The sequence below is a fragment of the Pararhodobacter zhoushanensis genome (assembly GCF_025949695.1).
In the GTDB taxonomy this organism is placed as follows: Bacteria; Pseudomonadota; Alphaproteobacteria; order Rhodobacterales; family Rhodobacteraceae; genus Pararhodobacter; species Pararhodobacter zhoushanensis_A.
In genome coordinates this window covers 3,369,135-3,395,422 of record NZ_JAPDFL010000001.1, presented here as the reverse complement: position 1 = coordinate 3,395,422, position 26,288 = coordinate 3,369,135, and the positions used below count along the sequence as shown (strand labels likewise).

The 26,288-nt window shown below is 66.4% G+C and carries 27 protein-coding genes; 10 read left to right on the top strand and 17 right to left on the bottom strand.

Features of this window, described 5'->3' with window-relative positions; translation table 11 throughout:
• Positions 1-9 precede the first annotated feature (9 nt).
• Both OKW52_RS16860 and OKW52_RS16855 read right to left on the bottom strand, forming a co-directional pair.
• Positions 10-330, bottom strand: coding sequence for an EthD family reductase (locus OKW52_RS16860; protein WP_264506750.1), 321 nt, complete (start codon positions 328-330; stop codon positions 10-12).
• Positions 327-1,025 carry a GntR family transcriptional regulator gene (locus OKW52_RS16855; RefSeq protein ID WP_264506749.1) on the bottom strand — a complete coding sequence of 233 codons (699 nt, stop codon included), beginning with the start codon at positions 1,023-1,025 and terminating at the stop codon, positions 327-329. The genes OKW52_RS16860 and OKW52_RS16855 overlap by 4 nt, the downstream gene beginning before the upstream one ends.
• Positions 1,026-1,127: 102 nt before the next feature.
• Between OKW52_RS16855 and OKW52_RS16850 the strand changes: the two genes are divergently transcribed.
• The 7 genes from OKW52_RS16850 (at position 1,128) to OKW52_RS16820 (ending at position 8,963) form a co-directional block, all read left to right on the top strand.
• Positions 1,128-2,060 (top strand): fumarylacetoacetate hydrolase family protein, encoded by a 933-nt coding sequence (locus tag OKW52_RS16850; protein ID WP_264506748.1) that lies wholly within the window; start codon positions 1,128-1,130, stop codon positions 2,058-2,060.
• 36 nt (positions 2,061-2,096) lie between these two features.
• A complete protein-coding gene (gene dctP / locus OKW52_RS16845) occupies positions 2,097-3,071 on the top strand; it encodes a TRAP transporter substrate-binding protein DctP (protein ID WP_264506747.1) in 975 nt (324 codons plus the stop codon).
• 4 nt (positions 3,072-3,075) lie between these two features.
• Positions 3,076-3,615 carry a TRAP transporter small permease gene (locus OKW52_RS16840; protein WP_264506746.1) on the top strand — a complete coding sequence of 180 codons (540 nt, stop codon included), beginning with the start codon at positions 3,076-3,078 and terminating at the stop codon, positions 3,613-3,615.
• On the top strand, positions 3,612-4,901 hold the full coding sequence (locus OKW52_RS16835; protein ID WP_264506745.1) for a TRAP transporter large permease: 1,290 nt from the start codon (positions 3,612-3,614) through the stop codon (positions 4,899-4,901). The genes OKW52_RS16840 and OKW52_RS16835 overlap by 4 nt, the downstream gene beginning before the upstream one ends.
• Positions 4,902-4,980: 79 nt before the next feature.
• Positions 4,981-6,225, top strand: coding sequence for an Hsp70 family protein (locus OKW52_RS16830; RefSeq protein WP_264506744.1), 1,245 nt, complete (start codon positions 4,981-4,983; stop codon positions 6,223-6,225).
• A gap of 68 nt (positions 6,226-6,293) precedes the next feature.
• Positions 6,294-6,737: a tellurite resistance TerB family protein gene (locus OKW52_RS16825; RefSeq protein ID WP_264506743.1), complete on the top strand. Its 444-nt coding sequence runs from the start codon at positions 6,294-6,296 to the stop codon at positions 6,735-6,737.
• Between the two features lie 330 nt (positions 6,738-7,067).
• Positions 7,068-8,963: an HlyD family efflux transporter periplasmic adaptor subunit gene (locus OKW52_RS16820; protein WP_264506742.1), complete on the top strand. Its 1,896-nt coding sequence runs from the start codon at positions 7,068-7,070 to the stop codon at positions 8,961-8,963.
• Between the two features lie 86 nt (positions 8,964-9,049).
• Here OKW52_RS16820 and murA read toward each other — a convergent pair whose 3' ends face one another.
• From murA to OKW52_RS16785, 7 genes are all read right to left on the bottom strand, one after another.
• Positions 9,050-10,360, bottom strand: a complete 1,311-nt coding sequence (gene murA / locus OKW52_RS16815) for a UDP-N-acetylglucosamine 1-carboxyvinyltransferase (protein WP_264506741.1) — start codon at positions 10,358-10,360, stop codon at positions 9,050-9,052.
• A 76-nt stretch (positions 10,361-10,436) separates the two neighbouring features.
• The gene (gene hisH, locus OKW52_RS16810) at positions 10,437-11,075 is read right to left on the bottom strand and encodes an imidazole glycerol phosphate synthase subunit HisH (protein ID WP_264506740.1); all 639 of its coding nucleotides are present in this window, start codon (positions 11,073-11,075) and stop codon (positions 10,437-10,439) included.
• Between the two features lie 3 nt (positions 11,076-11,078).
• Complete coding sequence (gene hisB / locus OKW52_RS16805) at positions 11,079-11,666, bottom strand: imidazoleglycerol-phosphate dehydratase HisB (protein ID WP_264506739.1); 588 nt, start codon at positions 11,664-11,666, stop codon at positions 11,079-11,081.
• 54 nt (positions 11,667-11,720) lie between these two features.
• Complete coding sequence (locus OKW52_RS16800) at positions 11,721-12,014, bottom strand: DUF1330 domain-containing protein (protein ID WP_264506738.1); 294 nt, start codon at positions 12,012-12,014, stop codon at positions 11,721-11,723.
• A gap of 55 nt (positions 12,015-12,069) precedes the next feature.
• Positions 12,070-12,492 carry a GNAT family N-acetyltransferase gene (locus OKW52_RS16795; protein WP_264506737.1) on the bottom strand — a complete coding sequence of 141 codons (423 nt, stop codon included), beginning with the start codon at positions 12,490-12,492 and terminating at the stop codon, positions 12,070-12,072.
• Positions 12,493-12,568: 76 nt separating this feature from the next.
• Positions 12,569-13,942, bottom strand: a complete 1,374-nt coding sequence (gene rimO, locus OKW52_RS16790) for a 30S ribosomal protein S12 methylthiotransferase RimO (protein ID WP_264506736.1) — start codon at positions 13,940-13,942, stop codon at positions 12,569-12,571.
• 128 nt (positions 13,943-14,070) lie between these two features.
• Entirely contained in the window at positions 14,071-14,595 is a 525-nt protein-coding gene (locus OKW52_RS16785; protein ID WP_264506735.1) for a cytochrome b, read from the bottom strand.
• A gap of 100 nt (positions 14,596-14,695) precedes the next feature.
• Here OKW52_RS16785 and OKW52_RS16780 point away from each other — a divergent pair, with 100 nt between their 5' ends.
• Positions 14,696-15,142: a MarR family winged helix-turn-helix transcriptional regulator gene (locus OKW52_RS16780; protein ID WP_264506734.1), complete on the top strand. Its 447-nt coding sequence runs from the start codon at positions 14,696-14,698 to the stop codon at positions 15,140-15,142.
• A gap of 3 nt (positions 15,143-15,145) precedes the next feature.
• Here OKW52_RS16780 and OKW52_RS16775 read toward each other — a convergent pair whose 3' ends face one another.
• The 5 genes from OKW52_RS16775 to OKW52_RS16755 form a co-directional block, all read right to left on the bottom strand.
• Positions 15,146-16,759, bottom strand: coding sequence for an FMN-binding glutamate synthase family protein (locus OKW52_RS16775; protein WP_264506733.1), 1,614 nt, complete (start codon positions 16,757-16,759; stop codon positions 15,146-15,148).
• A gap of 105 nt (positions 16,760-16,864) precedes the next feature.
• Positions 16,865-17,341 (bottom strand): enoyl-CoA hydratase-related protein, encoded by a 477-nt coding sequence (locus OKW52_RS16770; RefSeq protein ID WP_264506732.1) that lies wholly within the window; start codon positions 17,339-17,341, stop codon positions 16,865-16,867.
• Complete coding sequence (locus OKW52_RS16765; RefSeq protein ID WP_264506731.1) at positions 17,332-17,661, bottom strand: enoyl-CoA hydratase-related protein; 330 nt, start codon at positions 17,659-17,661, stop codon at positions 17,332-17,334. The genes OKW52_RS16770 and OKW52_RS16765 overlap by 10 nt, the downstream gene beginning before the upstream one ends.
• Positions 17,662-17,735: 74 nt before the next feature.
• Entirely contained in the window at positions 17,736-18,677 is a 942-nt protein-coding gene (locus tag OKW52_RS16760) for a phosphatidate cytidylyltransferase (protein ID WP_264506730.1), read from the bottom strand.
• A complete protein-coding gene (locus OKW52_RS16755; RefSeq protein WP_264506729.1) occupies positions 18,674-19,327 on the bottom strand; it encodes a lysophospholipid acyltransferase family protein in 654 nt (217 codons plus the stop codon). Before OKW52_RS16755 ends, OKW52_RS16760 begins: the two co-directional genes overlap by 4 nt.
• A 132-nt stretch (positions 19,328-19,459) precedes the next feature.
• On the opposite strand from OKW52_RS16755, the gene OKW52_RS16750 reads away from it, so the two are divergent.
• Positions 19,460-21,472 carry an AsmA family protein gene (locus OKW52_RS16750; protein WP_264506728.1) on the top strand — a complete coding sequence of 671 codons (2,013 nt, stop codon included), beginning with the start codon at positions 19,460-19,462 and terminating at the stop codon, positions 21,470-21,472.
• On the opposite strand, the gene OKW52_RS16745 is transcribed toward OKW52_RS16750, so the two are convergent.
• Positions 21,473-22,792, bottom strand: a complete 1,320-nt coding sequence (locus OKW52_RS16745; protein ID WP_264506727.1) for a serine hydroxymethyltransferase — start codon at positions 22,790-22,792, stop codon at positions 21,473-21,475. It lies immediately after the preceding gene.
• 95 nt (positions 22,793-22,887) lie between these two features.
• Between OKW52_RS16745 and OKW52_RS16740 the strand changes: the two genes are divergently transcribed.
• Positions 22,888-24,003 carry a LysR family transcriptional regulator gene (locus tag OKW52_RS16740; protein ID WP_264506726.1) on the top strand — a complete coding sequence of 372 codons (1,116 nt, stop codon included), beginning with the start codon at positions 22,888-22,890 and terminating at the stop codon, positions 24,001-24,003.
• On the opposite strand, the gene OKW52_RS16735 is transcribed toward OKW52_RS16740, so the two are convergent.
• Both OKW52_RS16735 and OKW52_RS16730 read right to left on the bottom strand, forming a co-directional pair.
• On the bottom strand, positions 24,000-24,635 hold the full coding sequence (locus OKW52_RS16735; RefSeq protein ID WP_264506725.1) for a TetR/AcrR family transcriptional regulator: 636 nt from the start codon (positions 24,633-24,635) through the stop codon (positions 24,000-24,002). The genes OKW52_RS16740 and OKW52_RS16735 overlap by 4 nt on opposite strands.
• A 62-nt stretch (positions 24,636-24,697) precedes the next feature.
• Complete coding sequence (locus tag OKW52_RS16730) at positions 24,698-26,284, bottom strand: FGGY-family carbohydrate kinase (protein WP_264506724.1); 1,587 nt, start codon at positions 26,282-26,284, stop codon at positions 24,698-24,700.
• Between the last annotated feature and the right edge of the window lie 4 nt (positions 26,285-26,288).

Here is a 26,288-nt window from a genome sequence, read left to right as displayed (position 1 = left end):
TTGTCGGGGTCAGTCGAGGATTTCGGACACCACATGGATGGTCTTGCCTTGGAAATCGGCCATCCCGGCGATGATCTGCGACCGCACGGCGGCGCGGGCAGGGCTGGCCAGTGCGGCGTCCATCGCCGCCATGCTGTCGAAGCGCAGGTCGAACTGCATGTAGATCGCGGGCGAGCCTTCGTCCGCCGTGGCGGTCTTGCGCAGCGTCACGTCCACAAGGCCGGGATACTGGCGGATCGCATCGATCACGGCCCCGCGCATGCAGGCGTCAAAAGCGGTCTGTATTTCGGGCGCAATGGTGCCCACCAGCAGGGCGGAACGGATGATCATGATGGTTTCCCCAAGGTTGGATCGTCGGTCAACAGGCGGGCCACGGCGGCTTCGGTGCGCGCCAGATGGTTGTGCATCAGGGCAATGGCGCGTTCGGGGTCGCGGTTGAGCGCGGCCTCCATGATGTCGCTGTGTTCGGCGTTCACGTCGCGCACATCGGCGGCCAGATTGCGGTAATTCAGCAGGCGAAGCTTGCGATACCGTTCGGAATGATCGGCCAGATCATCCCAGATCCGCAGCAGCCACACCGAGTCACAGGCCGAGACCAGCGCATGATGGAACCGGCGGTGCTTGCGCTCCCACGCCGAGGCGGTGGCGCGGTCTTCGGGCGAACTGGGCAGATCGGCGCGGGCCAGCAGGTGCATGGCCGACAGCACCTGCGCCTCCCATTCCGAGGTGCCCTTGGCGATCGACGCGCGCAGGCACAGCGCCTCGATCTCGCGGCGGGTGTGCATCAGGTCGCGGAATTCATCCAGCGTTGCCTCGCGCACGCGGGCGCCGCGATTGGCTTCGGTGATCACAAGCCCTTCGCTGGTCAGCCGCATCAGGGCTTCGCGCAACGGGGTCAGCCCGAACGCATAGCGCGCGTGCAGATCGGCGACTCGCAAACGCTCTCCAGGCTGCAGATCACCCTGCAGGATCTCATGGCGTAGGCGGTCATAGGCTGAGGTGAGGTCGGGTTCTGTGGTGAGCATATTTTATGTTGACTTACATATTTTATAAAATCTAACCTATTTCATGCAAAGCAAGCCGTCAATCCCGGCGAATCCCTTTCTAACCAGAGCACGGATACAACCATGACCTCTTCGCCGATACATTCCTGGGCCCTGGCGACTGTCGCGGGCGATACCGGCCCCGTTGCCTGCCTTGAAACCAACGACGGCCTCTACCGGCTGGAGCCCAGCCTTGCCCGCGCCGGGCGTCCGGGTGTGGCTCGGGTGATCGACCTGTTCGACGACTGGGACGCTGCGCGCGGTGTGATCGAAGCGGCCGTGGCCACGCTCGACGCGGCCGATTTGATGCCCGCCGATGCACCCCGCCTGTCGCCGCTGCTCTTTCCGGGCAAGGTGCTCTGCGCCGGGGCGAACTATTACCGCCACATGGCCGAGATGGGCTTTCCGGTCGCTTCCAAGGACAGCCAGCGCCTGTTCTTCTTCTTCAAACCGTCGCGCAACGCGGTGGTGGGCGAGGGGCCGGTGGTGCACATGCCCCTCGACACCAAAGCCTTCGACTGGGAGGTCGAGCTGGCCATCGTGATCGGCAAGACCGCGCGGAACGTGACACCGGAAGACGCGATGGCGCATATCGCGGGCTATACCGTCGGCGTCGATTTCTGCGCCCGCGATCTGAACAAGGCCCCCGAGCAGTTCTACAAGCTCGACTGGGTGGCGGGCAAAGCGCAGGAAAGCTGCTGCCCGCTGGGGCCGCGCTTTGTGCCCACCGATGCGCTGCCCAATGCGCAAGACACCCGCCTGCGCCTGTCGGTCAACGATGTGGCCAAGCAGGACGACACCACCGCCGACATGATCTTCACCATTGCCGAGCAGATCGCCACGGCGTCAAAGATCATGACGCTGGATCCGGGCGATGTGCTGCTGACCGGCACACCGGCCGGGGTCGGTGCCGCCAAGCAGACCTTCTTGTCCATCGGCGACCGGGTCGAGGCCAGCATCGAGGGCATCGGCACGCTGATCAACACCATCCAACCGCCCAAAACAAGCGCCGCCTGAAGCGGCCATCCCCCTCATCCAACAGGAGTATTCCTTATGACGATCAAATCCCTTCTTGCAGCCTCGGCGCTGGCGCTGACCTTCGCGCTGCCCGCCGGTGCCCAGACGGTACGCTTCTCGACCGCCGGTCCGGCCCCTGACTTCCTGCACCGCGGCATGGAGCTTTTCGCGCAGCAGGTGGCCGATGCCAATGTCGGCCTGACCGTGGAAACCTATCCCGGCAGCGCGCTGTTCCGGCAGGGCACCGAGGTTCCCGCCATCCAGCGCGGTAACCTTGAAATGAGCACCATGGCCGCGCCCGAGATTTCGGCGCAGATCCCGGCCTGGGGCTTTCTGTCGCGCGCCTTCCTGTTTCGCGACTATGATCACATGATGGAGGTGATGAGCGGCCCGATCGGTGCGCAGATGATCGCCGATGTGGCCGAGCAGATGGACATCGAGATCCTCGCCGTGGCCTATCTGGGCACGCGTCAGGTCAACCTTCACACGGCGCGCGACGTGACCGGGCCGGACGATCTGGCCGGGGTGAAACTGCGGATGCCCGCAACGCCCGAATGGCTGTTGCTGGGCGAAAGCCTCGGTGTTGAACCGACGCCGATGGCGATGCCCGAGGTTTATGTCGCACTGCAGACCGGCGGTATCGACGGGCAGGAAAACCCGCTGACCATCATGAACGCCGCGCGCTTTTATGAGGTGACCGAGCAGGTCGTGTTGACCTCGCATATGGTGCAACCGGTCTTCTACGCGATCTCGCGCCCGTTCTTCACCGCGCTGACGGAAGAACAGCAGCAGGTGCTGCGCGATGCAGCACAAGCCGGGGCCAGCTGGAACAATGAAAACCGTCTGGCGGATGAAATGTCCGTGGCCGAGCGTCTGGTGTCCGAAAACGGCCTGCGGGTGGATCAGATCGACCTTGCCCCGTTCTATGCCCGCGCCGATGAGGTCTATGCTGCCTCGGATCTGGCACAGGACTGGAATCAGGACCTGATGCATCAGATCATGGGTCACTGAGCCCATGCGCCGCGGGGTCGCCCCTCTCTGGTTGCGCCGTGCGATCACCCTCGGCCATCGTCTCTTCGAGACGGTGGCCTCACTGGCCTTCGGCGTGATGGCGCTGCTTTTCGCCTATACGATCATCATGCGCTATGGCGTGGGCACGCCCTCGCGCTGGTCGGACGAGCTGATCGTGATCCTGTTCCTGTGGGTGGTGTTCGGCGCCTCGGCGCTGGTGGTGCCGGTACGCGAACACATCGCGGTCGGGCTGGTCGTCGACAACCTGTCGCCACGCCTTGGCCGGTGGCTGGTGGCGCTGGGCGGGATCACCGCCGGGCTGATCCTGCTGGCGGCGCTGCCGGTGACGCTGGACTATATCGGCTTTCTGTGGCGCGAACGCACCCCGGCGATGCGTTGGCCGCTCAGCCGTGTCTATCTGATTTTTGGACTGTTTCAGGGGGTTATGGGCCTGCGCCTGATCCTTGAGGCCCTGCTGCCCTTCGTGCAGCCCGATCCTTCCCAATCCCCCGATCCTTCTCAGTCAACGGAACGCCCGACATGACCACGCCTTTCCTGATCCTGCTGGCCGTGCTGGTCGTGCTGTCTCTGCTGCGCGTGCCGATCGCCGTGGCGATGATCTGCGCCGGGTTCGCCTATCTGTTCGCCGGGGACCGCGATCTGGGGCTGGTGTCTGATCAGATCATGAATTCGCTGTTCAACTCGTATGTGCTGCTGGCCGTGCCGATGTTCATTCTGGCCGCCAATGTGATGAACGCAGGGACGATTTCAGAACGCCTGTGGCGGGCCGCCGACGCGGTCGTCGGGCGCACGCGCGGCGGACTGGGGCATGTGAACGTCACCGTCAGCATGATCTTTGCCTCGATGTCGGGCAGTGCGGTGGCCGATGCCGCCGGGCCGGGGATGATGTCGATCCGCATGATGCGGCAGGTTGGCGGCTATCCCGGCGCGCTGGCGGTGGCGATCACCGCGGCCTCGGCCGTCATCGCGCCGATCATCCCGCCGTCGATCCCGATGGTGCTTTATGCGCTCAACACCAACACCTCGGTCGGGGCGCTGTTTCTGGGCGGGGTGGTGCCGGGGATCCTGATGGGGCTGGCGCTGATGGCGACCATCGCGATCATCGCGCCCCGGATGAACCTGCCCGCGTCGCCGGGCCAATCGCGCGCCGCGACGATGAAGGCCCTGGCCGGGGCGATCCTGCCGATGACCTTGCCTGCCGTGCTGCTGGGCGGGATCTGGTCGGGCGTGTTCACCCCGACCGAGGCGGCGGCGGTTGCTGCGCTTTGGGCGGTGTTTCTGGGCGTAACCGTTTACCGCGCCCTCAATTTGCGCGGCATCTGGGATGTGCTGCGCCGCTCGATGCAGGATTCGGTGGTCGTCATGCTGCTGATCGCCGGGGCCTTCTTGATCAATTACGCGGTGACAGCCGAGCGTCTGGACCAGAGCCTCGCCGCGCTGGTCAATAACGCCGGCCTGTCGCGCTGGGCGTTTCTGGCGCTGATCAACGTGATCTTCCTGCTGCTGGGCTGCTTTTTCGACACCGGCACGCTGATTCTGGTCGTCGTGCCGATGCTGTTCCCCACCGTCGTCGCGTTGGGTATCGACCCGGTGCATTTCGGGGTGATGATCACCATCAACATCATGATCGGGTTGGTCACACCACCCTTTGGATTGCTGCTGTTCGTGCTGGGCGGGTTGTCCGAAACTGGTATCGGCGAGACGGTTCGTTACCTGTGGCCGTTCCTGATCGCGCTGGTGATCTGCCTGATGATCGTGACCTATGCCCCGATTGTGACCTTGTTTCTGCCCTCTCTTTTCGGGTTCTGAGAAAGGCGCGGCTCTTGGCTTGCGGGCCGGGCGGGAAGCGGATAGGCCCGGCCCCTCTTTGACCCCCAAGGACGCGCCAATGCCCGCTGCCACCCTCGCCGTCGACTTCGGCACCTCGAACTCGGCTGCCGCGTTTCTGGACGCCGGACAGCTGCGCCGCCTGCCGATCGAGCCGGGCAACGAGACGCTGCCAACGGCGGTGTTTTTCCCCGCCGGTTCCGGCGCGATGCGCATCGGCACGGCAGCGGGCGAGGCGCTGATCGCGGGCGATGAGGGACGCTACATGCGGGCGCTGAAAAGCGTGCTGGGCACCGATCTGCTGCACGAGCCGCGCCTGATCGGTGGCAAACGGCAGACCCTTGCCGATATCGTCACCGCCTTTCTGGTCGTGGTGAAAGAGCGGGCCGAGGCGGCGGCAGGGTGCCCGTTCACCGCTGTTCTTTCGGGTCGCCCGGTGCATTTCCACTCGGCCGACCCTGCGCGTGACGCCCGTGCCGAGGCTGATCTGCGTAGCTGCTACCTTGCCGCCGGGTTCACCCATGTCGATTTCCTGTTCGAACCCGAAGCCGCCGCCCGCGCCAGTCTGGGACAGGGGGCTGCAGGAGAGCTGGGACTGATCGTCGACATCGGCGGCGGTACATCGGATTTTTCGGTTTTTCAAAGCGATGCGGGCCAGATGCGCATCCTTGCCAGCCATGGTATCCGGCTGGGCGGCACCGATTTCGACCAGGCAGTGTCGATGTCCCACGCGATGCCGCTGCTGGGGCGTGGTGGTCAGCTGACCCGGACCTTTGGCGACGGGCTGCTGCCGGTTCCCAACGCGATCTACGGCGATCTGTCGACCTGGGCGCAGATCCCCTTCGTTTACACCCAAGACACCCGCCGCGCGGTCAAGGACATGGTGCGCCACGCGGTCGAGCCCAAGGTGATGGCGCGGCTTGAGACGGTGATCGACGAGCAGCTGGGCCACGAGCTGGCCTTCGCCGTCGAGGCCGGCAAGATTGCTGCCAATGGCGGCAGTGATTCGGGCATCAAGATGGGCTTTATCGAGCCGCGCCTGACCGCGCCGATCTCGGCGGCCTCGCTGGACGCGTCGCTGAGCGATGCGCGAAAACGCTTGCGCGTCGCGATGCAGGAAACGCTGGTCGAGGCGGGCGTGCAGGCGGATCAGATCGGCGCGGTGGTGCTGGTCGGCGGTTCCAGCCTGATGCAGCTGGTCGCCGATGAGGCCCGCGCGCTGTGTCCGGGCGCTGCCTTGCGACGGTCCGAGGCCTTTACAGCGGTCGTTGACGGTCTGGCGCTGGCCACTGCCGAGGCGCGGTAGCCGCAAATCACGCGCGCTTGTTGCGCAACGGGTTGCCCTGCGCCGGGCGAGGGGGCACATAGAAACCCATGATCGACGTGTTCAAATCCCTCTTTCGTTCCGACGCCGCCGCCCGCGCCGAGGTGTCGCCGCAGATCGCCGTGGCTGCTCTGCTTGTTGATGCGGCGCGCGCCGACGGGGTCTATGCCCCCGACGAAAGCGACGCCGTCGCCGCGCTGCTGGCGGCGATCTTTTCGCTGACCCCGGCCGAGGCCCGCGCGCTGCGCGCGCAAGGCGAGGTCGCGCAGGGCGATGCGCCCGATATTGTGCGCTTCACCCGCGTGATCAAATTCGCGCTGGAAGAAGATCAGCGCATCCAGCTGATCGAGGCGCTGTGGAGCGTGGTTCTGGTCGATCACCAGCGCGATCCGAACGAGGACGCGTTGCTGCGTCGGCTGCCGCCGCTGATCGCGGTGTCCGACCACGACAGCGCGGCGGCGCGCCAGCGGGTTCTGGCACGGCACAGCGCGTAAGAAAGCTGACAGACGGCTTGGAATCGGTCCGTCCGCCGGGACACTTGTGCCGCATTTTCGGTGCCAGATCCGGGGCAATCCGGGCGGTCACGGCATCTATCTCGCGCTTCTGTGAACACTCAGCCCCTCTCAGCCGCCCATTCCGCGCCTATGTCGCCACTTTGACGCAATTTGGCCGCGTTCTCAGGCGACCTATTAACCATTAACAATTGGGTGGCCGGTGTTCCGGTCGCCGTGTCAGAAGAAAGTTGCCAGTGCGCAACGGGCATAGGCCAGACTCGTCTGCGGTGAGCGGGCGCCTGCCAGCCGTCGCGTGCGGGGAAGGGCGCCATGAACGACGATTCCTTCGACCCCGAGATGTATCTGTCGTTGCCCGCCGAGGCTAACGGCGGCGCGCGCAAGAAAGCTGCGCCGATGCCGCCGCTGGTGCAACCGCCGGTTTACGCACGCACGCGCGGGGCAGCGCCGGTGATCGCGGCAGGCCAGACGCGGGCGCCGCAAGCGCACGCCGCCCCGCAGGCGCCCGCAGCCACGGACCCCGATGTGCGCGTGCCCGATTCTCTGCGCCGCGCGTTGATCGCCCAGCAGTCCCGTGCGCCCGAATCGCCGTATCAGCCCGAACAGGCCGCCTACCGCGAAGAACCGCAGGCCGCGGCCCGGCAGGCTCCGTTGCGCCGCGTATCCGGCGAGCCGCGCCTGACAGCATCGTTGCCGCAACAGTCGGGCACGGTCGAGCCGCTGTTTCGTCACAGCTCGGCTCAGACCGCTCAGCAGGCAACGGCGCATAGCTACAGGGACGAGCCGCATTATGCCGAGGTCGCGCAACCCGCGCCGCGTCTGGCCGCTGTTGCTTCCGGCTGGCACGCTGCCGACCATTTCCCGCCCCACACACCGTCTGACGAAGCCCCTGAAGCGCAGGCTTGGGACGATGAGGCGTTTGCCGATGCGCAAAGCGCGCCCAATCCACGGCCTATGACCGATGCGCCGCAGCGTGCCCCGCAAGAGCCCGCGCGCCCGCTGCAGCGTGAGCCGATGGCGGTGCTGTGGCAGGGTTACGAGGTCGAGGCCTGGGACTGGAACGCCAACGGCTTTGTGCTGGTCACGCCATTCCCCTATTCGGTCGATCCCGGTCGCACCGTCGCCGTGACGCTGTTGATCGGGCAAGGCATTGCCCGGCTGTCCATGTCGGTTCAGGCACTGTGCGATCCGATCGAGCCGACGCTGTTCTCCTTTGTCGGCCTGAGCCGCGCGCATGTGCAGTTGCTGCAGCGCATCAGTGCGCATGACGGGCCCAGTCTGGCGCTGATGCTGGCTGAACCCGAGCGGTCTTACCCCGAACTCCCGAAATCCGCGCCCAAAGCGCCCCACGCGGCCCAAACGGCTGCACCGCAGGCACCGGCTGCCGGGGCGGTTACCGCGCCGCCGCGCGCACGCGGCTATCGCCCCAGTCTGCGGTTGCTCTTTGCCTTGGCGATCCTTGGCGGGGGCGGGGCGCTCTATTGGGACAGCCAGTCCACGATCACGTCGCGTTATGCTGCCGTGACAAGCACCGCAACGGAACTGAGCGTGCCCTCCGCCGGAACGCTGGCGCAGCTGTCCCTGCGCGAAGGTCAGCCCGTCACCACGGGTGAGATTCTGGGCTATGTGCGCCCGCGCAGCTATGTCGAGCCCGAACCGACGCGGCTGATTACCCTGTCGTCAGAGCTGTTTGGCACCGATGCTGCCGTCGCCAGTGCCTTGGCGGGTGATGACGGCGCAGCGGCATCAACCGCGCCGCCGGAACTGCCGCCGAGCGATCTGGCCGCGCGCGCGGATCCGGGGCAAGCGATCGTGTCACCCTGTGACTGCGTCGTGCAGCAGGTCTCGCAGCAAAACGGCGCGTGGATCGAGCCGGGGGATCAACTGGCCTTGCTGGTTGGCAACGAGGCCCCCACGGTTCATGCGTTGATCCTTGCGACCACTGCGCGTGACGTGGATCCGGGCGACCGGGCGACCCTTCGTCTGGGCGATGGCACAACCGTGAACGGCTCTGTCACCCGGATCAGCCCCGATGCGCACTGGCCCGGCTTTGCCGGTCTGCCCGCCACGGTTTTCGCCGCCGAGCGCTATGCCCGGATCGAGGTCATGCCGGACGCGCCGCTTACCGCCCCCGTCGGGGCAGATGCGCAAGTTTCGGTGCGGACCAGCGCGTTCTTGGGTTGGGTTCACGCACAGATCGGCCTGTAAGCGCCTGATACTGTAGGAAAGAGGAAAAGCGGGGGGTGGTTGGCCCCCGCTTTTTTTATGTCTGACGTTACCTGTCGCGTGTTGCCTCAGGCCCGCGCCGGCACCCGCGTGATCTTGGCACCCATCGCATTGAGCCGCTCGTCAATCCGCTCGTAGCCGCGCTCGATCTGCTGGGCGTTGTTGATGGTCGAGGTGCCCTCGGCGCACATCGCCGCGATCAGCATCGCCATACCGGCGCGAATGTCCGGGCTTTCCAGCCGCGAGCCGCGCATGTTCGACGGCCCGGCGACAATTGCGCGGTGCGGGTCGCACAAAACAATCCGCGCGCCCATGGCGATCAGCTTGTCGACAAAGAACATCCGGCTTTCAAACATCTTCTCGAACATCATCACCACGCCTTCGCATTGCGTGGCGGTGACGATGGCGATGGACATCGTGTCGGCGGGAAAAGCGGGCCAGGGCTGATCCGAGATCGTCGGGATATGCCCGCCGAAATCGGCCTGCACGCGCATTTCCTGATCGGCGGGGATGAAAAGATCGTCCCCTTGCACCTGACAGCGGATGCCCAGCCGCTCGAACCCCATCAGGGTGGAACGCAGATGCTCGACACCGGCGTTCTTGATGGTCATTTCCGATTTGGTCACCGCCGCCAGACCGATCAGCGAGCCGACTTCGATATGGTCGGGGCCGATGCGATGCGTGCAGCCGCTCAATTTCTTGCCGCCGTGGATGGTCATCGTGTTGGTGCCGATGCCCTCGATCTGCGCGCCCATGGCGTTCAGGAACAGCGCCAGATCCTGCACATGCGGTTCCGAGGCGCAGTTGCGCAGGATCGTCGTGCCCTCTGCATAGACGGCGGCACAGAGCGCGTTCTCGGTCGCGGTGACGGATGGTTCATCCAGGAACACATCTGCGCCGCGCAACTGCTTGGCTTTGAACGAATAATGCCCGTTCGTCTTGATCTCGGCGCCCAATTGTTCAAGCGCCAGAAAATGCGTGTCCACGCGGCGGCGGCCGATCACGTCGCCGCCCGGCGGCGGCAGCGTCACCTCGCCGCAGCGCGCCAGCATCGGCCCGGCCAGCAGGATCGACGCGCGCACGCGGGCGCACAGATCGGGGTCCAGATCGGCGGGGCGCAGGTTGGCGGCGCGGATTTCCAGATGGTTGCGGCCCAGCCATCTGGCCTCGGCCCCGACCGACTGGATCAGTTCGACCAGCACCTCGATGTCGCGGATGCGCGGGACATTGGTCAGTTCGACCCGCTGATCGGTCAGCAGCGCTGCCGCCACGATGGGCAGCGCTGCGTTCTTGTTGCCCGACGGCTCGATCGTGCCGGACAGCCGGTGGCCGCCCTCGACGATATACTGAATGCGCTCGTGCGGTTGTGCCTGTGCCATGCTGCCTGTGCCCCTCGTGTTTTGCCCCAGACCTAGCAAATCCGGGCGCTCACGGAAACCGACTTTCCGGTGAGCGTCAGGGCTTCCAGCGCAGGAAATTGCCAATCAGGCGAAGCCCCGCCGACTGGCTCTTCTCGGGGTGGAACTGCGTGCCCAGAATGTTGTCGCGCCCGACAATCGCCGTGACCTGCCCGCCGTAGTCCACATGCGCCAGAAGATGCGCAGGATCGGCGACCGCAAAGCGGTAGGAGTGCACGAAATAGGCGTGATCGCCGGTGTCGATGCCGTCAAGCACCGCATGCGGGCGGTCCAGCACCATGTCGTTCCAGCCCATATGCGGCACTTTCATGCCCGGCTGATCTGGCATGATCCGCACCACGTCGCCGCCGATCCAGTCCAGTCCCGGCGTCTGGGTATATTCCAGACCGCGCGTCGCCAGCAGTTGCATGCCGACGCAGATGCCCAGAAACGGGCGTCCCTTTGTGATCACAGCCTCGGTCAGCGCCTCGGTCATGCCGGTGACGGCATCCAGCTCGCGACGGCAGGCCGGGAATGCGCCATCACCGGGCAGCACGATCCGGTCGGCGCGCAGCACGTCCTCGGGCCGTGCGGTGACGATCACCTCGCCGCCATCCACCTCACGCGCCATCCGCTCGAACGCTTTTTGCGCCGAGTGCAGGTTGCCGCTCTCGTAATCAACCAGAACCGTCAGCATGGGTTACAGCGTGCCCTTGGTCGAGGGCACGGCATCCGCCTTGCGCGGGTCGATCTCGCAGGCGTCGCGCAGGGCGCGGGCGACGGCCTTGAAGGTGGCCTCGGCGATATGGTGGCTGTTGAAGCCGTGGACCTGATCCAGATGCAGCGTGATGCCGCCATGGGTGCTGAGCGCCTGAAAGAACTCGCGCACCAGCTCGGTATCAAACGTGCCGATTTTTTGCGTGGGCAAGTTGACGTTCCACACCAGAAACGGGCGGCCCGACAGGTCGAGCGCACAGCGCACCTGCGCGTCGTCCATCGCCAGACTGCATTCACCATAGCGCCGGATGCCGCGCTTGTCGGCCAGTGCCTTGGCCAGTGCCTGACCGATGGCGATGCCGGTATCTTCGACCGTGTGGTGGTCGTCGATATGCAGATCGCCATCCGCTTGCACGGTCATGTCAAACAGCGCGTGGCGCGCCAACTGGTCAAGCATGTGGTCGAAAAAGCCGACGCCCGTCTGGTTGTCGTACTGGCCAGAGCCATCCAGAGTGAGCGTGACCTTGATTTCGGTCTCGGCGGTCTTGCGGGAAATGGTCGCGCTGCGCATGGGCTTTATCCGTCGCTGGAACGGCGTGGGTATAGGCCGGGGCGCGGGGCTTGGCTAGCCCTCATACCCTTCAATGATCACCATATCGGCGGTGGAAATCGGGTCGCGGATCGCCTTGGCCGCCTGATATTCCGGCGAGTCAAAGCAGGCGGTCGCCGCCGCCAGATCTGGAAATTCGATCACCACGGTGCGCGCGCGGCTCTGGCCTTCACGCACGATCTGCGGCGCGCCGCGCACGATGAAGCGCGCGCAATATTTGGCGAAGGCTATGGCATTGGCCTCGCGGTATTTCGCATAGATGTCGGGATCCGTGACATCGACATGGGCGATCCAATAGGCCTTGGGCATGAGAGTCCTCCGTCATTTTGCAGGCAGACTGGCTTTGTCGCGGCGGCGGTGCAAGTCAGAACTTGAGGCGCAGCCTTGGACCGGGAGCGATGACCTCGAACCCGAGTGCCGCGTAAAAGTCGCGCGCTTTTGCGTTGTCGGGGTGGGTGCCCAGGCTGAGATAGCGCGCGCCTTGGGTCTTGGCGTGCGCAACGGCGGCAAGCACCAGGGCCTTGCCCAAGCCTGTGCCGCGCTGATGGGGGTGGACGAAGAGATGATGCATCTCCATGCCGCGCACGCCCCAATGCAGTTGCGCGGTGGGGTAGAGGGTGGTGTAACCCGCCTCGGCCAGCAGCACGGTCACAAAGGCGTCCGGCCCGAACAGATCGCGTTCCAGCGCCTCGCGGGTGCAGGCCTCGGGGTCGCCGTGATGCGCTGAGAGCGCGTTAACCATCGGCAGAAGGCGGTCGAGGTCTTCTGGCGTCGCGGGCTGGATCATCGGTGTCTCCGGTTCGACGGCAGTGACGGCGCTGTTAAACGCCAGACATTTGGGCGTATTTCCCGCCTTTTGTCACTTAGTCAACAAGTCGGCCCCAGAGATCATAGTCCGACGCCTCTTCCACTTCCACAGTGACGATATCGCCGGGGTTCAGTTCCTCGAACCCTTCGTCAATGAACAGGTTGCCGTCGATCTCGGGCGCATCGGCCTGCGTGCGGCAGGTCGCGCCCTCGCCATCGACCTCATCCACGATCACCGGCAGTACCCGGCCTACCTTGGCCTCCAGCTTGGCCTCGGAAATCGCCTGGGCTTTCTCCATGAACCGGTCCCAGCGCTCTTGCTTGACCTCGGCGGGCACGTGATCGGGCAGCGCGTTCGAGCGCGCGCCCTTGACGTCCTCGTATTGAAAGCAACCCACCCGGTCGAGCTGCGCTTCGTCCATCCAGTCAAGCAGCGTCTGGAATTCTTCTTCCGTTTCACCGGGATAGCCGACGATGAAGGTCGAACGCAGGGTGATGTCCGGGCAATCGGCACGCCACCGGGCGATCTCGTCCAGCGTCTTGGCCGCCGCCGCCGGGCGCGCCATGCGCTTGAGCGTCTCGGGGTGCGCGTGCTGGAACGGGATGTCCAGATAGGGCAGCACCAACCCTTCCGCCATCAGCGGGATCAGGTCGCGCACATGCGGGTAGGGATAGACGTAATGCAGTCTGACCCATGCCCCCAACGCGCCCAGATCACGCGCCAGATCGGTGATATGCGCCCGGTGTCCGCGGTCTTCGGCATGCTTGATGTCGACGCCGTAGGCCGAGGTATCCTGACTGATCACCAGCAGTTCCTTGACCCCCGCCGCCACCAGCTTTTCCGCCTCACGGATCACCGCATGCGCCGGACGGCTCACCAGTCGGCCGCGCATGTCGGGGATGATGCAGAACTTGCACTTGTGGTTGCAGCCTTCGGAAATCTTCAGATAGCTGAAATGTCTCGGTGTCAGACTGACCCCGCTGGCCGGCAGCAGATCAATGAACGGATCGGGCGAGGGCGGGACGGCACCGTGCACGGCGTCCAGAACCTGCTCGTACTGATGCGGGCCGGTGACCGCCATCACCTTGGGATGCGCGCCGGTGATATACTCGGGCTCGGCGCCCAGACAGCCGGTGACGATCACCTTGCCATTCTCGCGCAGGGCCTCGCCGATGGCATCAAGGCTCTCGGCCTTGGCGCTGTCCAGAAAGCCGCAGGTGTTCACGATGACCGCATCCGCGCCCTGATAGTCGGGGCTGATCGCATAGCCCTCGGCGCGCAGCCGGGTCAGGATGCGCTCGGAATCGACCAGCGCCTTGGGGCAGCCAAGGCTGACCATGCCGATGGTGGGCTGGCCTGCGCGCGGCGCGTCCTTGATCAGGGCACGCGGGGCAAGGTCGGGGCGGAGGCTGGGCGGGTTCTGACTCATAAACGCCCTATACGCCGCCGACCGCGCGCCGCAAAGCCCCCATCATCTGTCCCCAAATATCCACGGGGGTTTCCCAAGGGGGAGTGTGCTCCCCCTTGGGCGGGGGCGCGGGGGCTGGCCCCCGCCCCTTAGCGCGCGCCGAACCACATCCGGCGCAGCAGCCCGTCGCGGCGTACGCTCACGTGATAGAGGGCCGCCAGAATATGCAGGGCGATGGTGAGGATCAGCAGCGTTGCCAGCAGGCCATGCACGCCGCGCACAAAGAGCGTGTCAAACGTCTCGGGCAGGGTGCCATCGCCAAACAGCGCGTCGCCCAGACCCGACTGAACCGCCATGGCAATGCCCGAGCCAACCATCCCCAGCACCAGCGCATAAAGCGCCCAATGCGCCAGCGGGGCGAGCCGGTCGGCCAGCGCGATGCCGGACGTTGCAGGGGCCGGGTGGCGCGTGGTCAGGCGGAGGGCCAGACGGATCAGCATCAGGACGCCGATGGACACGCCCATGATCGCGTGGATGCGCAATGCGTCAGTTTTGCCGGGTGCCGAGTTCGGGACATCGTCCAGCACCAGCGTGCCGGCGATCAGGGCCATCAGCAGCAACAGGGCAATCAGCCAATGCAGGGTGACAAGGATGGGGTGGTAGCGCGCGGGCATGAGGATCTCCAGAGCTGGGGTCAGAGCAGGATGCCTCAGCTTACGATCATTTGCAATTGCAAATATTGCTTATGCAAATGATTTGCCGTAGACGGACAGGATGAGTGAACACGCCTCCAAAGCCGTCCGTCACGCCAGCCCCGGCTGGCTTATCCAGCGCCTGTCTCGCCGGTTCGAGGCCGAGATGGAGGCGGATCTGGCACCGCATGGTGTGACGCTGGGACAATTCGCCTTGCTGATGGCCTCGCTTGAGGCAGAAGGCCTGACTCAAACCGACCTGGGGACGATTTTTGCCATGCCTGCGTGGAAGATCAGCCGTCATCTGGACGGGCTGGAAGCGTCGGGACTGGTGATCAGGCAGCCCGATCCAGCCTCGCGCCGGACGCACCGAATCGTGCCCACAGAGGCTGCGCGCGCGCTGGCCCCCGCGTTGCGGGGGGTCGGTCAGGCGGTCAACGCGCGGCTTCTTGCGCCTTTGGCACCGGGTGATCGCGACCGGCTGGTCGCGCTGCTGCAACAGGTCGTGGTGCCGGGCGAGAGGTTCTGAGGCTCAGACGCCTTCGTCAAACGGCTCAAAACTGTCGGCACTGGCGCGACGCCAGCGCTTCATATAGCCGAAACGCTCGTCATCCTCGCGCAGCAAAAAGCCAACGGGCATATAGGGATAAACGTCTTCGCCGGTGACCATGTCACGGTCGTTTTCGCGCATCAGCAGATGCCAGGGCAGGAAATCCGAGGGGTGCGACAGGCCCGCCGCGCCGGCCATATCCCCCAGCGCCTTCATCGTGTTGCGGTGGAAATTCGCCACCCGCTCGGCCTTGTCGACGACCACCAGCGCGCGCTGGCGGGCCGGGTCCTGCGTGGCGACGCCGGTGGGGCAGTGGTTGGTGTGGCAGGCCTGCGCTTGAATGCAGCCAATCGAGAACATGAAGCCGCGCGCCGAATTGGCCCAGTCGGCCCCCAGCGCCAGCGCCTTGGCGATATCGAAAGCGTGGATCAGCTTGGCCGAGGCACCGATCTTGACCTTCTCCCGCAGGCCCGCGCCGCGCAGGGCGTTGTGGACAAAGGTCAGCCCCTCAACCAGCGGCATGCCCATGTGGTTGGCGAATTCCAGCGGAGCCGCGCCGGTGCCGCCTTCCTTCCCGTCCACCACGATAAAGTCCGGGGTGACGCCGGTCTTCAGCATGGCTTTGACAATGCACATGAATTCGCGCCGGTGGCCAAGGCACAGCTTGAAGCCGATGGGCTTGCCGCCGCTCAGGTCGCGCAGGCGGGCAATGAACTCCATCATCTCGATCGGGGTCTCAAAGGCCGAATGCGCATCGGGCGAGTGGCAATCGACGCCCATCGGCACGCCGCGCGCCTCGGCGATTTCGGCGGTGATCTTGGCGGCGGGCAGGATGCCGCCCTGACCGGGCTTGGCCCCCTGACTCATCTTGATTTCGATCATCTTGACCTGCGGATCCGCCGCGACCTGACGGAATTTTTCCGGGTCAAAACGCCCCTCAGCCGTGCGGCAGCCGAAATAGCCGGTGCCAATCTCGTAAATCAGGTCGCCGCCGCCCTCACGGTGATAGCGGCTGATGCCGCCTTCGCCGGTGTCATGGGCGAAGCCCTGGATCTTGGCGCCCTTGTTCAGCGCCAGAATCGCGTTGGCGCTGAGCGCGCCAAAGCTCATCGCCGAGATGTTATACAGCGACAAATCATAGGGTTGCTTGCAGTCCGGCCCGCCGACATGCACGCGGAAGTCGTGGTTGGTGATCTTCTTGGGCCGGATCGAGTGGGTGAGCCACTGATAGCCCGCGCCATAGACCTTTTCCTTGGTGCCGAAGGGGCGTTTGTCTTCGACGTTCTTGGCGCGCTGGTAGACGATGTTGCGGTCTTCGCGCGAAAACGGAACCTCGGCATCGTCGTCCTCCAGCAGGTACTGGCGGATTTCGGGGCGGATCATTTCGAACAGGTAGCGCATGTGCCCGAGCACCGGGTAGTTGCGCAGAATGGCATGGTGGACCTGCATCATGTCCTGCACGCCGATGGCGGTCAGCGCCCCGAAAATCGCAAGCGGAATGGCGAACCACCAGGACCAGATCAACAACAGCGCCGACACAACGGTCAGCACCGCGCACAGGATGAAGGTCGAATACCGCATCAACGACGAGATCATGCCTGTCCTCTGGCATTAGGGAGTGGGAGGGCCAGCCTAGCAGATCTTGCTAAACCGACCACCCCGCGTCTGCTGATCCGATGTCTATCGTCGCTTTGGTGTCGATCAGGTAAATGTCGCGGCACGTTTTTGCATACCGGCCATCACCGCTTCCATCTGGTTGGGCGAGCCGATGATCGCCGCTTGCAGGCGCGCTTCCAGCGCCAGTTGCTCATCGCTGCCGGGCCATGCGGCGCGGACCAGTGCCTTGGCCCCGCGTGTGGCCTCGGGGCTGCGCGCGGCGATGGCGCGGGCGGTGTCGCGGGCGGCGGCGAGCGGGTCGTCGGACAGGCGCGTGACCAGACCCAGCGTCTGCGCCTCGGTGGCGTCGACGACGCGGGCGCTCAGGATCAGTTCCAGCGCTTGATCGGCGCGCATCAGGCCGGGCAGCAGCTTGGTCAGGCCCATGTCAGGGATCAGGCCCCAGCGGGTTTCCATGATGCTCAACTGGGTGTCGGGCGCGGCGATGCGGATATCGGCCCCCAGCGCCAGCTGCATGCCCGCGCCGTAGGTCACACCGTGCAGCGCGGCGATCACGGGCACGGGCAGATCAGCCCAGACCGTGCAGGGGTGCTGAAAGCGGTTGGCGGCGCGGCCACCGGGGGCGTGACGATCTCGGCCCGGAGCGCGTCGAGATCCTGCGCGAATTCCATCAGCATCGAGGTGTCGATCCCGGCGCAGAATCCGCGCCCCGCGCCGGTCAGGATCACCGCGCGCAGGCCCGGCTCGGTCATCAGCCGGTCGCCCGCTGCACTGACCGCCGCGAACATGGCCGTATCGAAGGCGTTCAGCTTGTCGGGGCGGTTCAGGGTGACTTCGGCGATGCCGTCCTCGATGGCGATGGTGACGCGGTCGTCGGACATGGTTTCCTCCGTGTTGCGCGCTCAGGCTGGCAGGGCCGGGCGCGCAGGGCAAGCGCAACGTGGCGGCAGGCGGGTCAGGTCGCCAGCCACCACAGCCGCGTCAGGTGGAAGAACGCGGGCGCGGCAAAGATCACGCTGTCGAGCTGATCCAGAAACCCGCCCTGACCGGGGATCAGATGCGACCAGTCGCGCAGGCCCCGGTCGCGCTTGATGGCGCGCAATACCAGATTGCCGACCTGACCCGAGGCCGAGGCGAGCGCGGCCATCGCCGCGGCGGCCAACGGACCAAAGGGAGTGATCCAGAACAGCGCCAGCCCCAGAACCGCCGCCGCCACGATCCCCCAGATCGCGCCGCCCCAGGTCTTGGGTGACAGATCCGGCACGATCCGCCGCCAGCCTGAGCGCCTGCCCATATAGAAATCGACCAGATCGCCGGTCTGCACCACCAGCACCAGAAAGGCGATCAGCAGCATGCCGCGCCCGTCGTAACCCGGCAGCTCCAGCCACATCAGCGCCGGGATATGGCTGAGGCAATAGACCGCGATCATCAGGCCCCATTGGGTTTCGGAAACCCGGCTGAGGAACCTTTCGGTCGAACCGCGCAGAACCGACACGAAGGGCAGCAACAGGAAAATGTAGACCGGGATAAACACCGCAAAAAGGCGCTGTATGTCAAAGAAAACAAAGAGGAATTGCGCGGGCAGGATGATGTAGAAGGCCAGCGCTAGCGACAGGTGATCGGCGCGTGTGCGCGACGAGTACGTGTAGAACTCGCGCAGCGCGGCAAACGAGGCGACGGCGAACAGCAGGACCATCGCCCAGCGTCCGGCCAGCATGGTCAGCGTGAACAGCACCACCATCGCCCACCAGCTGTCGATGCGGGTCATGAAGACCTCGACCGCCGGGTCGGGTTTGGGGAAGCGGGCGCGCATGCGCTCGCCAATGATGGTCAGCGCCAGCAGCACCAGTCCCACGCACAGGCCGAGCAGGAAAATATCGCGCAGGATCGGGCTCATGCGCGCTCCTCGGGTTTCAGCGCCAGCAGGGCGGCGGCGGCGCGGCTCAGAAAGGCTGTCCGTTCCTCGTCAGCCGCCAGTGCGACCGGTTCGCCGAAGATCACCTTGCACATCAGGGGCAGGGGGATCACCTCGCCCTTGGGCATGACCGAGCTGAGATTGGCGATCCACGTCGGCACCAGTTCCACGCCGGGATGCGCTTTGGCCATGTTGTAGAGGCCGGATTTAAACGGCAGCAGCGGCTCGGTCGTCTGGTTGCGCAGGCCTTCGGGGAAGATGATCAGCGAGTCGCCGTCGCTCAGCGCCTGATTGATCGCCGCCATCGGGTCGTCGGTACGCTGATCGGGCCGCCGGTCGATGAGCACGGCGCGGAACACGTCACCCCCGGCAAAGGCGCGCAGCTTGCTTTTGAGCCAGTAATCCGCCGCCGCGACCGGGCGGGTCTGCAGGCGCATGTGATGCGGCAGGACCGACCAGATCATCGGCATATCGGCATTGGACACATGGTTGGCGAAATAGACCCGCTGGCGGGCAGACGGACCGACGCCCCGCCAGTCGGCATGGACGGCGGTGATCGCACGGGCGAAAAGCACGATGGCTTGCCCGGTCACGCGGGCGGCAAAGCGGCGCAGGGGATGGGTTGGCGTCATGCCCCATCATGCGACGGCTTTGCGCCGCTGGAAAGGGGGCAGGCAAAGTCCCGCACCTGTGAGACAGCGCGGCTTGTGCCGCGACCAGCGGCTGCTATCATGGCCCTGTACAGGTTTGCCCGGAGAGTGAAAATGCGCTTGATCATCAGGCTTCTGGGGGTTGTGGTTGTGCTGGTCGTGATGGCCGTGGCGGCACTGTTCCTGCTGCCCGCCGAGCGCATCGCCAACCTTGCCGCGCGGCAGTTCGAGGCGGCGACGGGCCGGTCCCTGACCATCTCGGGCGATGTCACGCCGACCTTCTGGCCGGTCTTGGGCGCGCGGGTCGAGGGTGTCACGCTGGCCAATATCGCGGGCTCGGATGCCGGGCCGATGCTGGTGGCGGACTCGGTCGATCTGGGCGTTGACCTGTCGGCACTGATTCAGGGCAATCTGGTCGTGCGCCGGTTCGAGGCGCGCTCACCGCAGATCGTGCTGGAACGCGATGCCTCGGGTGTGGGTAACTGGATGTTTGCCGGGATCGGCGACCAGTCCGCCGCGACGACAGAGACCGGAACGCGCTCGGCGTTGCCGCCTATCTCCTTGGACCGCGCGCAGATCGAGGGGGCGTCGCTGCGCTATATCGACCGCGCGGCGGGCACGGATGTGACCGTTCAGGGCGTCAGCATCGACCTGACCATGCCCGAAAGCGGCGGGGCCGCGACGTTGCGCATTTCGCTGGACCGCAACGGGCAGACGGGCGAGATCAACGCGCGCCTCGGCTCGGTGTCGGCGCTGCTGGCGGGCGATGTGGTCGCGGTCAGCGCCTCGATTTCCGCCGATGGCGCGCAGGGGTCGTTCGAGGGGCGTCTGGGGTTGGAACCCGTCGCGGCCGAGGGGCGTCTGAGCATCGACATCAGCCGTCTGGGACCAGCGCTGCAACTGGCGGGGGCCGAGGGCGGCGAGCCGATCCCGGGTGCCGCGCGTCCGCTGACGCTGGGCGGTCAGCTGACGCTGGCCCCGGCAGGCAGCCTGCATGTGCGCGAAGGTGTGCTCGGCATCGGCTCGAACCGGCTGCGGCTGGCGCTGGATACGACGTTTGACGGCGACCGCCCGAATATCGCGGGGCAGATCAGCGCCGATACGCTGGATCTGACGGGCTTTACCGGCGGCGAAAGCGGTGGTTCGGCCAGCGGCGGGGCGACCGGCTGGCCGACTGCGCGCATCGACGCCTCGGCGCTGGCCTTGGCCAATGCGCAGATCGGCCTGACGCTGGGGCCGGTGAACACCGGGTTCGGCATGATCGATTCGACCCGCGGCTCGCTGACCATCGACCGCGCCCGCGCGGTGCTGGGCATCAACGAGATCCGTGCCTTTGACGGCACCCTGTCGGGCGAGCTGGTCGCCAACAACCGCAACGGCTTGTCTGTCGGGGGCACGGTGGCGTTGCGCGGTGTGAGCCTGCTGGCGGCGCTGCGTCAGGCTGTCGGGTTCGAGCGGCTGAGCGGCACCGCGTCGGCGGATCTGCGGTTCCTCGGGTCCGGGCAGTCGGTGGATGCGATCATGCGCTCGCTTGAAGGGCAGGGCACGATTGCCTTTGGCGCGGGCGAGATCCTTGGATTTGATCTGGCGGCGATGCTGCGTAACCTTGACGCGTCGGCGCTGGGCGCAGGCAATTCCACGATCTATGAAAGCATCGGCGCCAGCTTCACCATGGCCAATGGCGTGCTGACCAACAGTGACCTGCGGCTGGAAGCCCCGCTTCTGGGCGTCGGCGGCAACGGCACGGTCGATCTGGGCAACCAGACGCTGAACTACCGCGTCACGCCTGAAGCGATGCGCAACGCCGAGACCGGCGAGGCGCTGCGCGTGCCGCTGCTGATCACCGGCCCGTGGTCGGCACCGCGTTACCGGCTGGACCTTGAGGGGCTGGCCGAGCAGCGCCTTGCCGAAGAGCGCGCCCGTCTGGAAGCCCGCGCGCAGGAAGAGGTCCAGCGTCTGCAGGATCAGGCCCGGTCGCGTGTCGAGCAGGAACTGGCCGACCGTCTGGGCGGCGGCACCACGCCCGAGGGCGAGGCCCAGACGCCGGAAGATGCGCTCCGCGATCAGGCGCGTGACGGTTTGTTGCGGCTGCTGGGTGGCAGGCAGGAAGCGCCCGCCAACCCGTGATCAGCGGATAAAATGCAGCCGGTCGAAGCGCGCGCGCAGCGCCTTTGTCCGGGGGGCCAGCGCCGCCGGATCGTTCGAGCGCAGCGCCTCGGCGACCAGCGCCGCGATTTCGGGGATGTCCTGCACCGTCACCCCCCAGCGCACCAGCTCGGGCGTGCCGATGCGCAGCCCGTTCATGTCGCCTGCCACCGGATCAATCGGCAGACCGATGCCACAGGCCAGAAACCCGGCCTTTTCCAACGTCCTTGAGGCCGCCTGACCGCCGCCAAACGCTGCCGCTTCGATCGCGAACTGGTGCGAGGTGGTGAAGCCCCGCTCGGCGGCGAAGACCGGCAGCCCGGCCTCGGCCAGCGCCGCTGCGAAGGCCTGCGCCGTGTCGATCATCCTCTGCGCATAGGCCCGGCCATGATCGCGCCAGTCCAGAAGCGAGATCGCCAGCGCCGCCGATTTCCCCGCGTCAAAATTGGCGGTCAGGCCGGGGAAGGCAATCGCATCCAGCCGCTCGGCAATCGTGGCGTCGCGGGTGACGATCAACCCGCCTGCGGGGCCGCCCAGCGATTTATAGGTGCTCATCGTCATCAGATGCGCCCCCTGATCCAGCGGGTTGGCCCAGGCCCCGCCCGCGATGATCCCGCATTGATGCGCCGCATCAAACAGCACTTTCGCGCCCACCTCATCCGCAATCGCGCGGATGTCGGCCACGGGATGCGCGAACAGGTTGAGCGAGCCGCCAATGGTGATGATCTTGGGCCGCACCCGCAGCGCCAGATCGCGCAGGGCGTCCAGATCGACGGTATAGCCATCGGCATTGACCGGGGCGGGGTGGGTGATCAGCCCATAAAGCCCGGCGCAGCCGTCGGCGTGATGGGTGACATGCCCGCCGATGCTGCCCGGCGGCGCGATTATCGCGTCTCCCGGTCTGGCCAGCGCCATGAAGCCATAGAGGTTGGCCAGCGCGCCCGAGGCGACGCGGATTTCGGCATGGCTGGCGTTGAAGATCTCGGCGGCCAGTTCGGCGGCGATCACCTCGATTTCCTCGATCGCCTGCAGCCCCATTTCATATTTGTCGCCCGGATAGCCCAGCGACGGGCGCGAGCCCAACCCCCGCGCCAGCGCCGCTTCAGCGCGCGGGTTCATCACGTTGGTGGCGGGGTTCAGGTTGAAGCAATCGCGCTCGTGGATCTGCTGGTTGCGCTGGATCAACGCCTCGATCCGCGCATCGACAGTCCCGCTGTCCGAGGTTGCCGTGGTGGTGGCAAGCGCTTGCACACGGGTTTCGGCAAGGGCGGGAACCCAGGGACGGGGGGCAAGATGGGTCATGGCAAACTCCTGTTCTGCCGCCAGACTGCGCGCGGCGGGTCTTGTGCGCAAACGCATTTTGCTGTCGTGTAAGGCCCAGAAAAATTGAGCCTTCCATGCCCGTTTCCCCGCCTCCGCCCCGTCTGCCGCCGCTGGCGCATCTGGCTGCCTTTGAGGCGGCGGTGCGGCTGGGTGGCTATGCGACGGCGGCGCAGGCGTTCGGCGTGACGCCGGGGGCGATCCGCGCAAGGGTCCGCGCGCTTGAGGCCGCGTGGGAGGTCACGCTTTTCAGCCCGCTGCCGCACGGTGTTGCGCCAACACGCGAGGCGGGGTTGCTGGCAGCGGAGGTGGCGCAGGGCTTTGCGCGGTTGCAGCGGGCGCTGGCCCCTTTGGGGACCGCGCCCTTGCCGTTAGGTGCCTTGCGCGCGTTTGAGGCCGCGCTTCGCTGCGACGGTTTCGCGGCTGCAGGAGAGCAACTGGGGGTGACAGCCGGCGCTATTGCCGCGCAGATCGCCCGTGTCGAGGACTGGGCGGGCACCCCGCTTTTCACCCGCCACGCCCGCGGCGTTACGGCGACTGACCGCGCAGGCGCTGTCCTGCCCGCCCTGTCGCGCGCGCTTGCCAGCCTGTCCGGGATCACAGCCGGGACCGGCACAGCGCCGGTGCGCATCGCGGCGTTGCCTGCCGTCGCGCAGCTTTGGCTTGCGCCGCGCCTGCCCGCGCTGCGGACGGCTTTGCCGGGGGTCCGCGTGTCCGTGACAGCGCTGGAACGCCTGCCCGATGCCAAGCGCGCGCCCTATGATCTGGCACTGTTTTTCGCCGAGACAGGCGGGCAGGTGTTGGCGCAGGACGCCTTGATCCCGGTCTGTGCGCCCGGTTTGGCTGGCCGTTTCAACACCCCTGCCGATCTGGCGGGGCTGCCGTGTCTGAGCGATTCCGCCTGGGCCGGGGATTGGCGCCTTTGGGCCGCCGCCGCGATGCCCGGACGTCCTGTGCCACGCGGGGTCGAGCATTCGCTCTACGCACTGGCGGTGGACGAGGCGATCGCGGGCGCGGGCGTGCTCATGGGGCATAAAGCCTTGCTCGACCGGCATCTGGCGGCGGGCAGGCTGGTCGCACCCGTCGGGCCAGAAGTGCCCGTGGCGCGCGGCCTGAGACTGACACGCCTGCGCCCCTTGCCTCGGGGCGGCGCTGCGGCGCGGGTTGCGGCGTGGCTGCTGGCGCAGGCTTAGGCGCGCGAAAGCTGGTCGAGCACCGTGTAGGCCAGCGCCAGATCACCCTCGCGGGGTTCCTGCCCGGTAAGGCAGGTCACGTAATCGCGCCCGCGCGAGGCGCGCAGCTCGGCGCTTTCTTGTTGATCGACCGTGGCATAGCCGATCTGGGTGAAATACACGATCCGGCCCCGCACATCGGCTTCGGCTGCTGCAAAGCCGTGACGCTCGAACATACCTGCCATGGCCGCGATCCGCGCATCGTCGCAGGCAGACAGGCGCGCGCGCACGTCGGGATCGCGGCTGGCCCAGCCCCGGATGGCGAAATCGAGCCGGGTATCAAAGCCGCCGGGGGCCTCCCATGTCGCATAAAGATGCCCCAGCGCCTGCGTGATCGTGTCCGAGGGGCGGCGGGTGGCGGCGATCAGGGCGCTGGTATTGGTGGTTTCCCAATGCTCCAGCAGGGCCTCGAGCAACGCGCCCCGGTCCTTGAAAAACCAGTAAAAACTGGAGCGGGCGCAGTCGAGTTGGTCGGCCAGCCGCAAAATCTTGACGCTTTCGACACCTTCAGCAATCAGCAGCGCCAGCGCTGCCTGCATCCAGTCATCGCGCGTGGTGCGGCCGGGGCCGCGGGTCTTGCGCTGGCTGGGCATTCGGCGGCCTCCTGCGGGGTCCAAGGGGGCAATTTAGCCACGCCGGGCAGTGCGGGCAAGGGTCAGCGCGGTGCCTTGAGCACGGCCAGCTCGGCCCGCTGCGCTTGCAGGCGCAGCATCACCGCATAATCGCGGTCAAAGGCCGCGCGCCGGGCGGGATCGGGGGTGAGCACGGTGGCCAGTTCGGTCATTGCGCGCGCCGCGCTGGCAAGGTCAGGCTGCACCCCGCCCGCGACGCTGGCGGCAATGGCGGTGCCCAGCAGGACGGTATCCTCGGCCTCGGACCGCAGGATTTTCAGGCCGGTCACGTCAGCGAAAAGTTGCTTCAGGATCGTCGTGCGCGCCAGCCCGCCCGCGATGGCCAGCGTTTCGGCGGGGCGATTGCCCGCCGGGTCGGGGCCGTTCAGGTGCTCGATGATCTGACGCACGCCGAGCGCCAGTGCCACGGCGGTGCGCCAGTAAAGCGTGCACAGCGCATCAAAGCTGCGCTCCAGTCCCAGCCCGCTGATCACCGCACGCGCAGTCGGGTCTGACAGGGGCGAGCGGTTGCCGTTGAAATCAGGCAGAACGTCGATCTCGCGGCCCAGAGCGGGGCCGTGCTCGGCAAGCAGGACCGCGATCCGCGCCAGAACCGCGCTGTGGTCGGGCCGCGTCTCCAGTTCGGTCAGGGGCCAGCTGTCGAGCACATAGTCCAGCGCCGCCCCCGCCGCCGACTGCCCGCCTTCGCTGGTCCAGTGGCCGGGCAGGACGGTCCCCAGCGACGGCCCCCAGATGCCGCGCGCAAAGAGCGGGCGGGTGGTGATCGCCATGATGCAGTTCGAGGTGCCGGCGATCAGGGTCAGGCGCTGGTCAGGCGCGGTGTCAGGCTTCAGACCCAGCGTACCCAGCGCGCCAGCATAGGCGTCGATCATCCCGGCCGCGACCGGGGTGCCGGGGGCAAGGCCCAGATCGGCGGCAGCCTGCGGGCTTAAGGCGCCGACGGACTGGCCCACGGGTGTGGCAGGGTCGGGCAGGGCGGCGCGGTCGCACAGGTCTTCCAGCCCGATCTGCGCCAGAAAATCGCGCTGCCAGCCGTCGTGCTCAGGCAGATACGGCCATTTTGTTGCCAAGGAGCAGGCCGAGGCCGCCGGACACCCCGTTGCGCGGCGGGTCAGATGGTCGGCCAGATCGCGGGCGGACCCGAGCTGCGCCCACAGATCAGGCCGGTGACGTTTGAGCCAGAGCAGCTTGGGTGTCTGCATTTCGGGCGACATCGCGCCGCCCAGATGGTCGATGAGCCGGTGGCCGGTCGCGGTGCAGATCAGCGCTTCATCATGGGCGCGGTGGTCGTACCACGCGATCGTGTCGCGCCCGTCCGGTCCCAGCGCCAGCGGTGCGCCCTGACGGTCGCGCAGCACCAGCGAACAGGTCGCATCAAACCCCAGCGCGCGGATCTGCCCCGGTTCCACGCCCGCCTGCGCCACCGCGTCGCGGGTCGCCGCGCAGACCGCCTGCCAGATCTGGTCCGAGGCATACTCGGCCCGCTGGCCCGGCGCATCGTGGACGATGATCTCGGCCACCGCGCGCGACAGCATCCGGCCCGCGGTGTCAAAAACACCCGCGCGGGCGCTCAGCGTCCCGACATCCACGGCGCACAGATAGACTGTCATTGTG

Coding starts and splice junctions, on each gene's coding strand:
- OKW52_RS16860 (WP_264506750.1), bottom strand. CDS start 330: ATGATCATCCGTTCCGCCCTGCTGGTGGGCACCATTGCGCCCGAAATA.
- OKW52_RS16855 (WP_264506749.1), bottom strand. CDS start 1,025: ATGCTCACCACAGAACCCGACCTCACCTCAGCCTATGACCGCCTACGC.
- OKW52_RS16850 (WP_264506748.1), top strand. CDS start 1,128: ATGACCTCTTCGCCGATACATTCCTGGGCCCTGGCGACTGTCGCGGGC.
- dctP (WP_264506747.1), top strand. CDS start 2,097: ATGACGATCAAATCCCTTCTTGCAGCCTCGGCGCTGGCGCTGACCTTC.
- OKW52_RS16840 (WP_264506746.1), top strand. CDS start 3,076: ATGCGCCGCGGGGTCGCCCCTCTCTGGTTGCGCCGTGCGATCACCCTC.
- OKW52_RS16835 (WP_264506745.1), top strand. CDS start 3,612: ATGACCACGCCTTTCCTGATCCTGCTGGCCGTGCTGGTCGTGCTGTCT.
- OKW52_RS16830 (WP_264506744.1), top strand. CDS start 4,981: ATGCCCGCTGCCACCCTCGCCGTCGACTTCGGCACCTCGAACTCGGCT.
- OKW52_RS16825 (WP_264506743.1), top strand. CDS start 6,294: ATGATCGACGTGTTCAAATCCCTCTTTCGTTCCGACGCCGCCGCCCGC.
- OKW52_RS16820 (WP_264506742.1), top strand. CDS start 7,068: ATGAACGACGATTCCTTCGACCCCGAGATGTATCTGTCGTTGCCCGCC.
- murA (WP_264506741.1), bottom strand. CDS start 10,360: ATGGCACAGGCACAACCGCACGAGCGCATTCAGTATATCGTCGAGGGC.
- hisH (WP_264506740.1), bottom strand. CDS start 11,075: ATGCTGACGGTTCTGGTTGATTACGAGAGCGGCAACCTGCACTCGGCG.
- hisB (WP_264506739.1), bottom strand. CDS start 11,666: ATGCGCAGCGCGACCATTTCCCGCAAGACCGCCGAGACCGAAATCAAG.
- OKW52_RS16800 (WP_264506738.1), bottom strand. CDS start 12,014: ATGCCCAAGGCCTATTGGATCGCCCATGTCGATGTCACGGATCCCGAC.
- OKW52_RS16795 (WP_264506737.1), bottom strand. CDS start 12,492: ATGATCCAGCCCGCGACGCCAGAAGACCTCGACCGCCTTCTGCCGATG.
- rimO (WP_264506736.1), bottom strand. CDS start 13,942: ATGAGTCAGAACCCGCCCAGCCTCCGCCCCGACCTTGCCCCGCGTGCC.
- OKW52_RS16785 (WP_264506735.1), bottom strand. CDS start 14,595: ATGCCCGCGCGCTACCACCCCATCCTTGTCACCCTGCATTGGCTGATT.
- OKW52_RS16780 (WP_264506734.1), top strand. CDS start 14,696: ATGAGTGAACACGCCTCCAAAGCCGTCCGTCACGCCAGCCCCGGCTGG.
- OKW52_RS16775 (WP_264506733.1), bottom strand. CDS start 16,759: ATGATCTCGTCGTTGATGCGGTATTCGACCTTCATCCTGTGCGCGGTG.
- OKW52_RS16765 (WP_264506731.1), bottom strand. CDS start 17,661: ATGTCCGACGACCGCGTCACCATCGCCATCGAGGACGGCATCGCCGAA.
- OKW52_RS16760 (WP_264506730.1), bottom strand. CDS start 18,677: ATGAGCCCGATCCTGCGCGATATTTTCCTGCTCGGCCTGTGCGTGGGA.
- OKW52_RS16755 (WP_264506729.1), bottom strand. CDS start 19,327: ATGACGCCAACCCATCCCCTGCGCCGCTTTGCCGCCCGCGTGACCGGG.
- OKW52_RS16750 (WP_264506728.1), top strand. CDS start 19,460: ATGCGCTTGATCATCAGGCTTCTGGGGGTTGTGGTTGTGCTGGTCGTG.
- OKW52_RS16745 (WP_264506727.1), bottom strand. CDS start 22,792: ATGACCCATCTTGCCCCCCGTCCCTGGGTTCCCGCCCTTGCCGAAACC.
- OKW52_RS16740 (WP_264506726.1), top strand. CDS start 22,888: ATGCCCGTTTCCCCGCCTCCGCCCCGTCTGCCGCCGCTGGCGCATCTG.
- OKW52_RS16735 (WP_264506725.1), bottom strand. CDS start 24,635: ATGCCCAGCCAGCGCAAGACCCGCGGCCCCGGCCGCACCACGCGCGAT.
- OKW52_RS16730 (WP_264506724.1), bottom strand. CDS start 26,284: ATGACAGTCTATCTGTGCGCCGTGGATGTCGGGACGCTGAGCGCCCGC.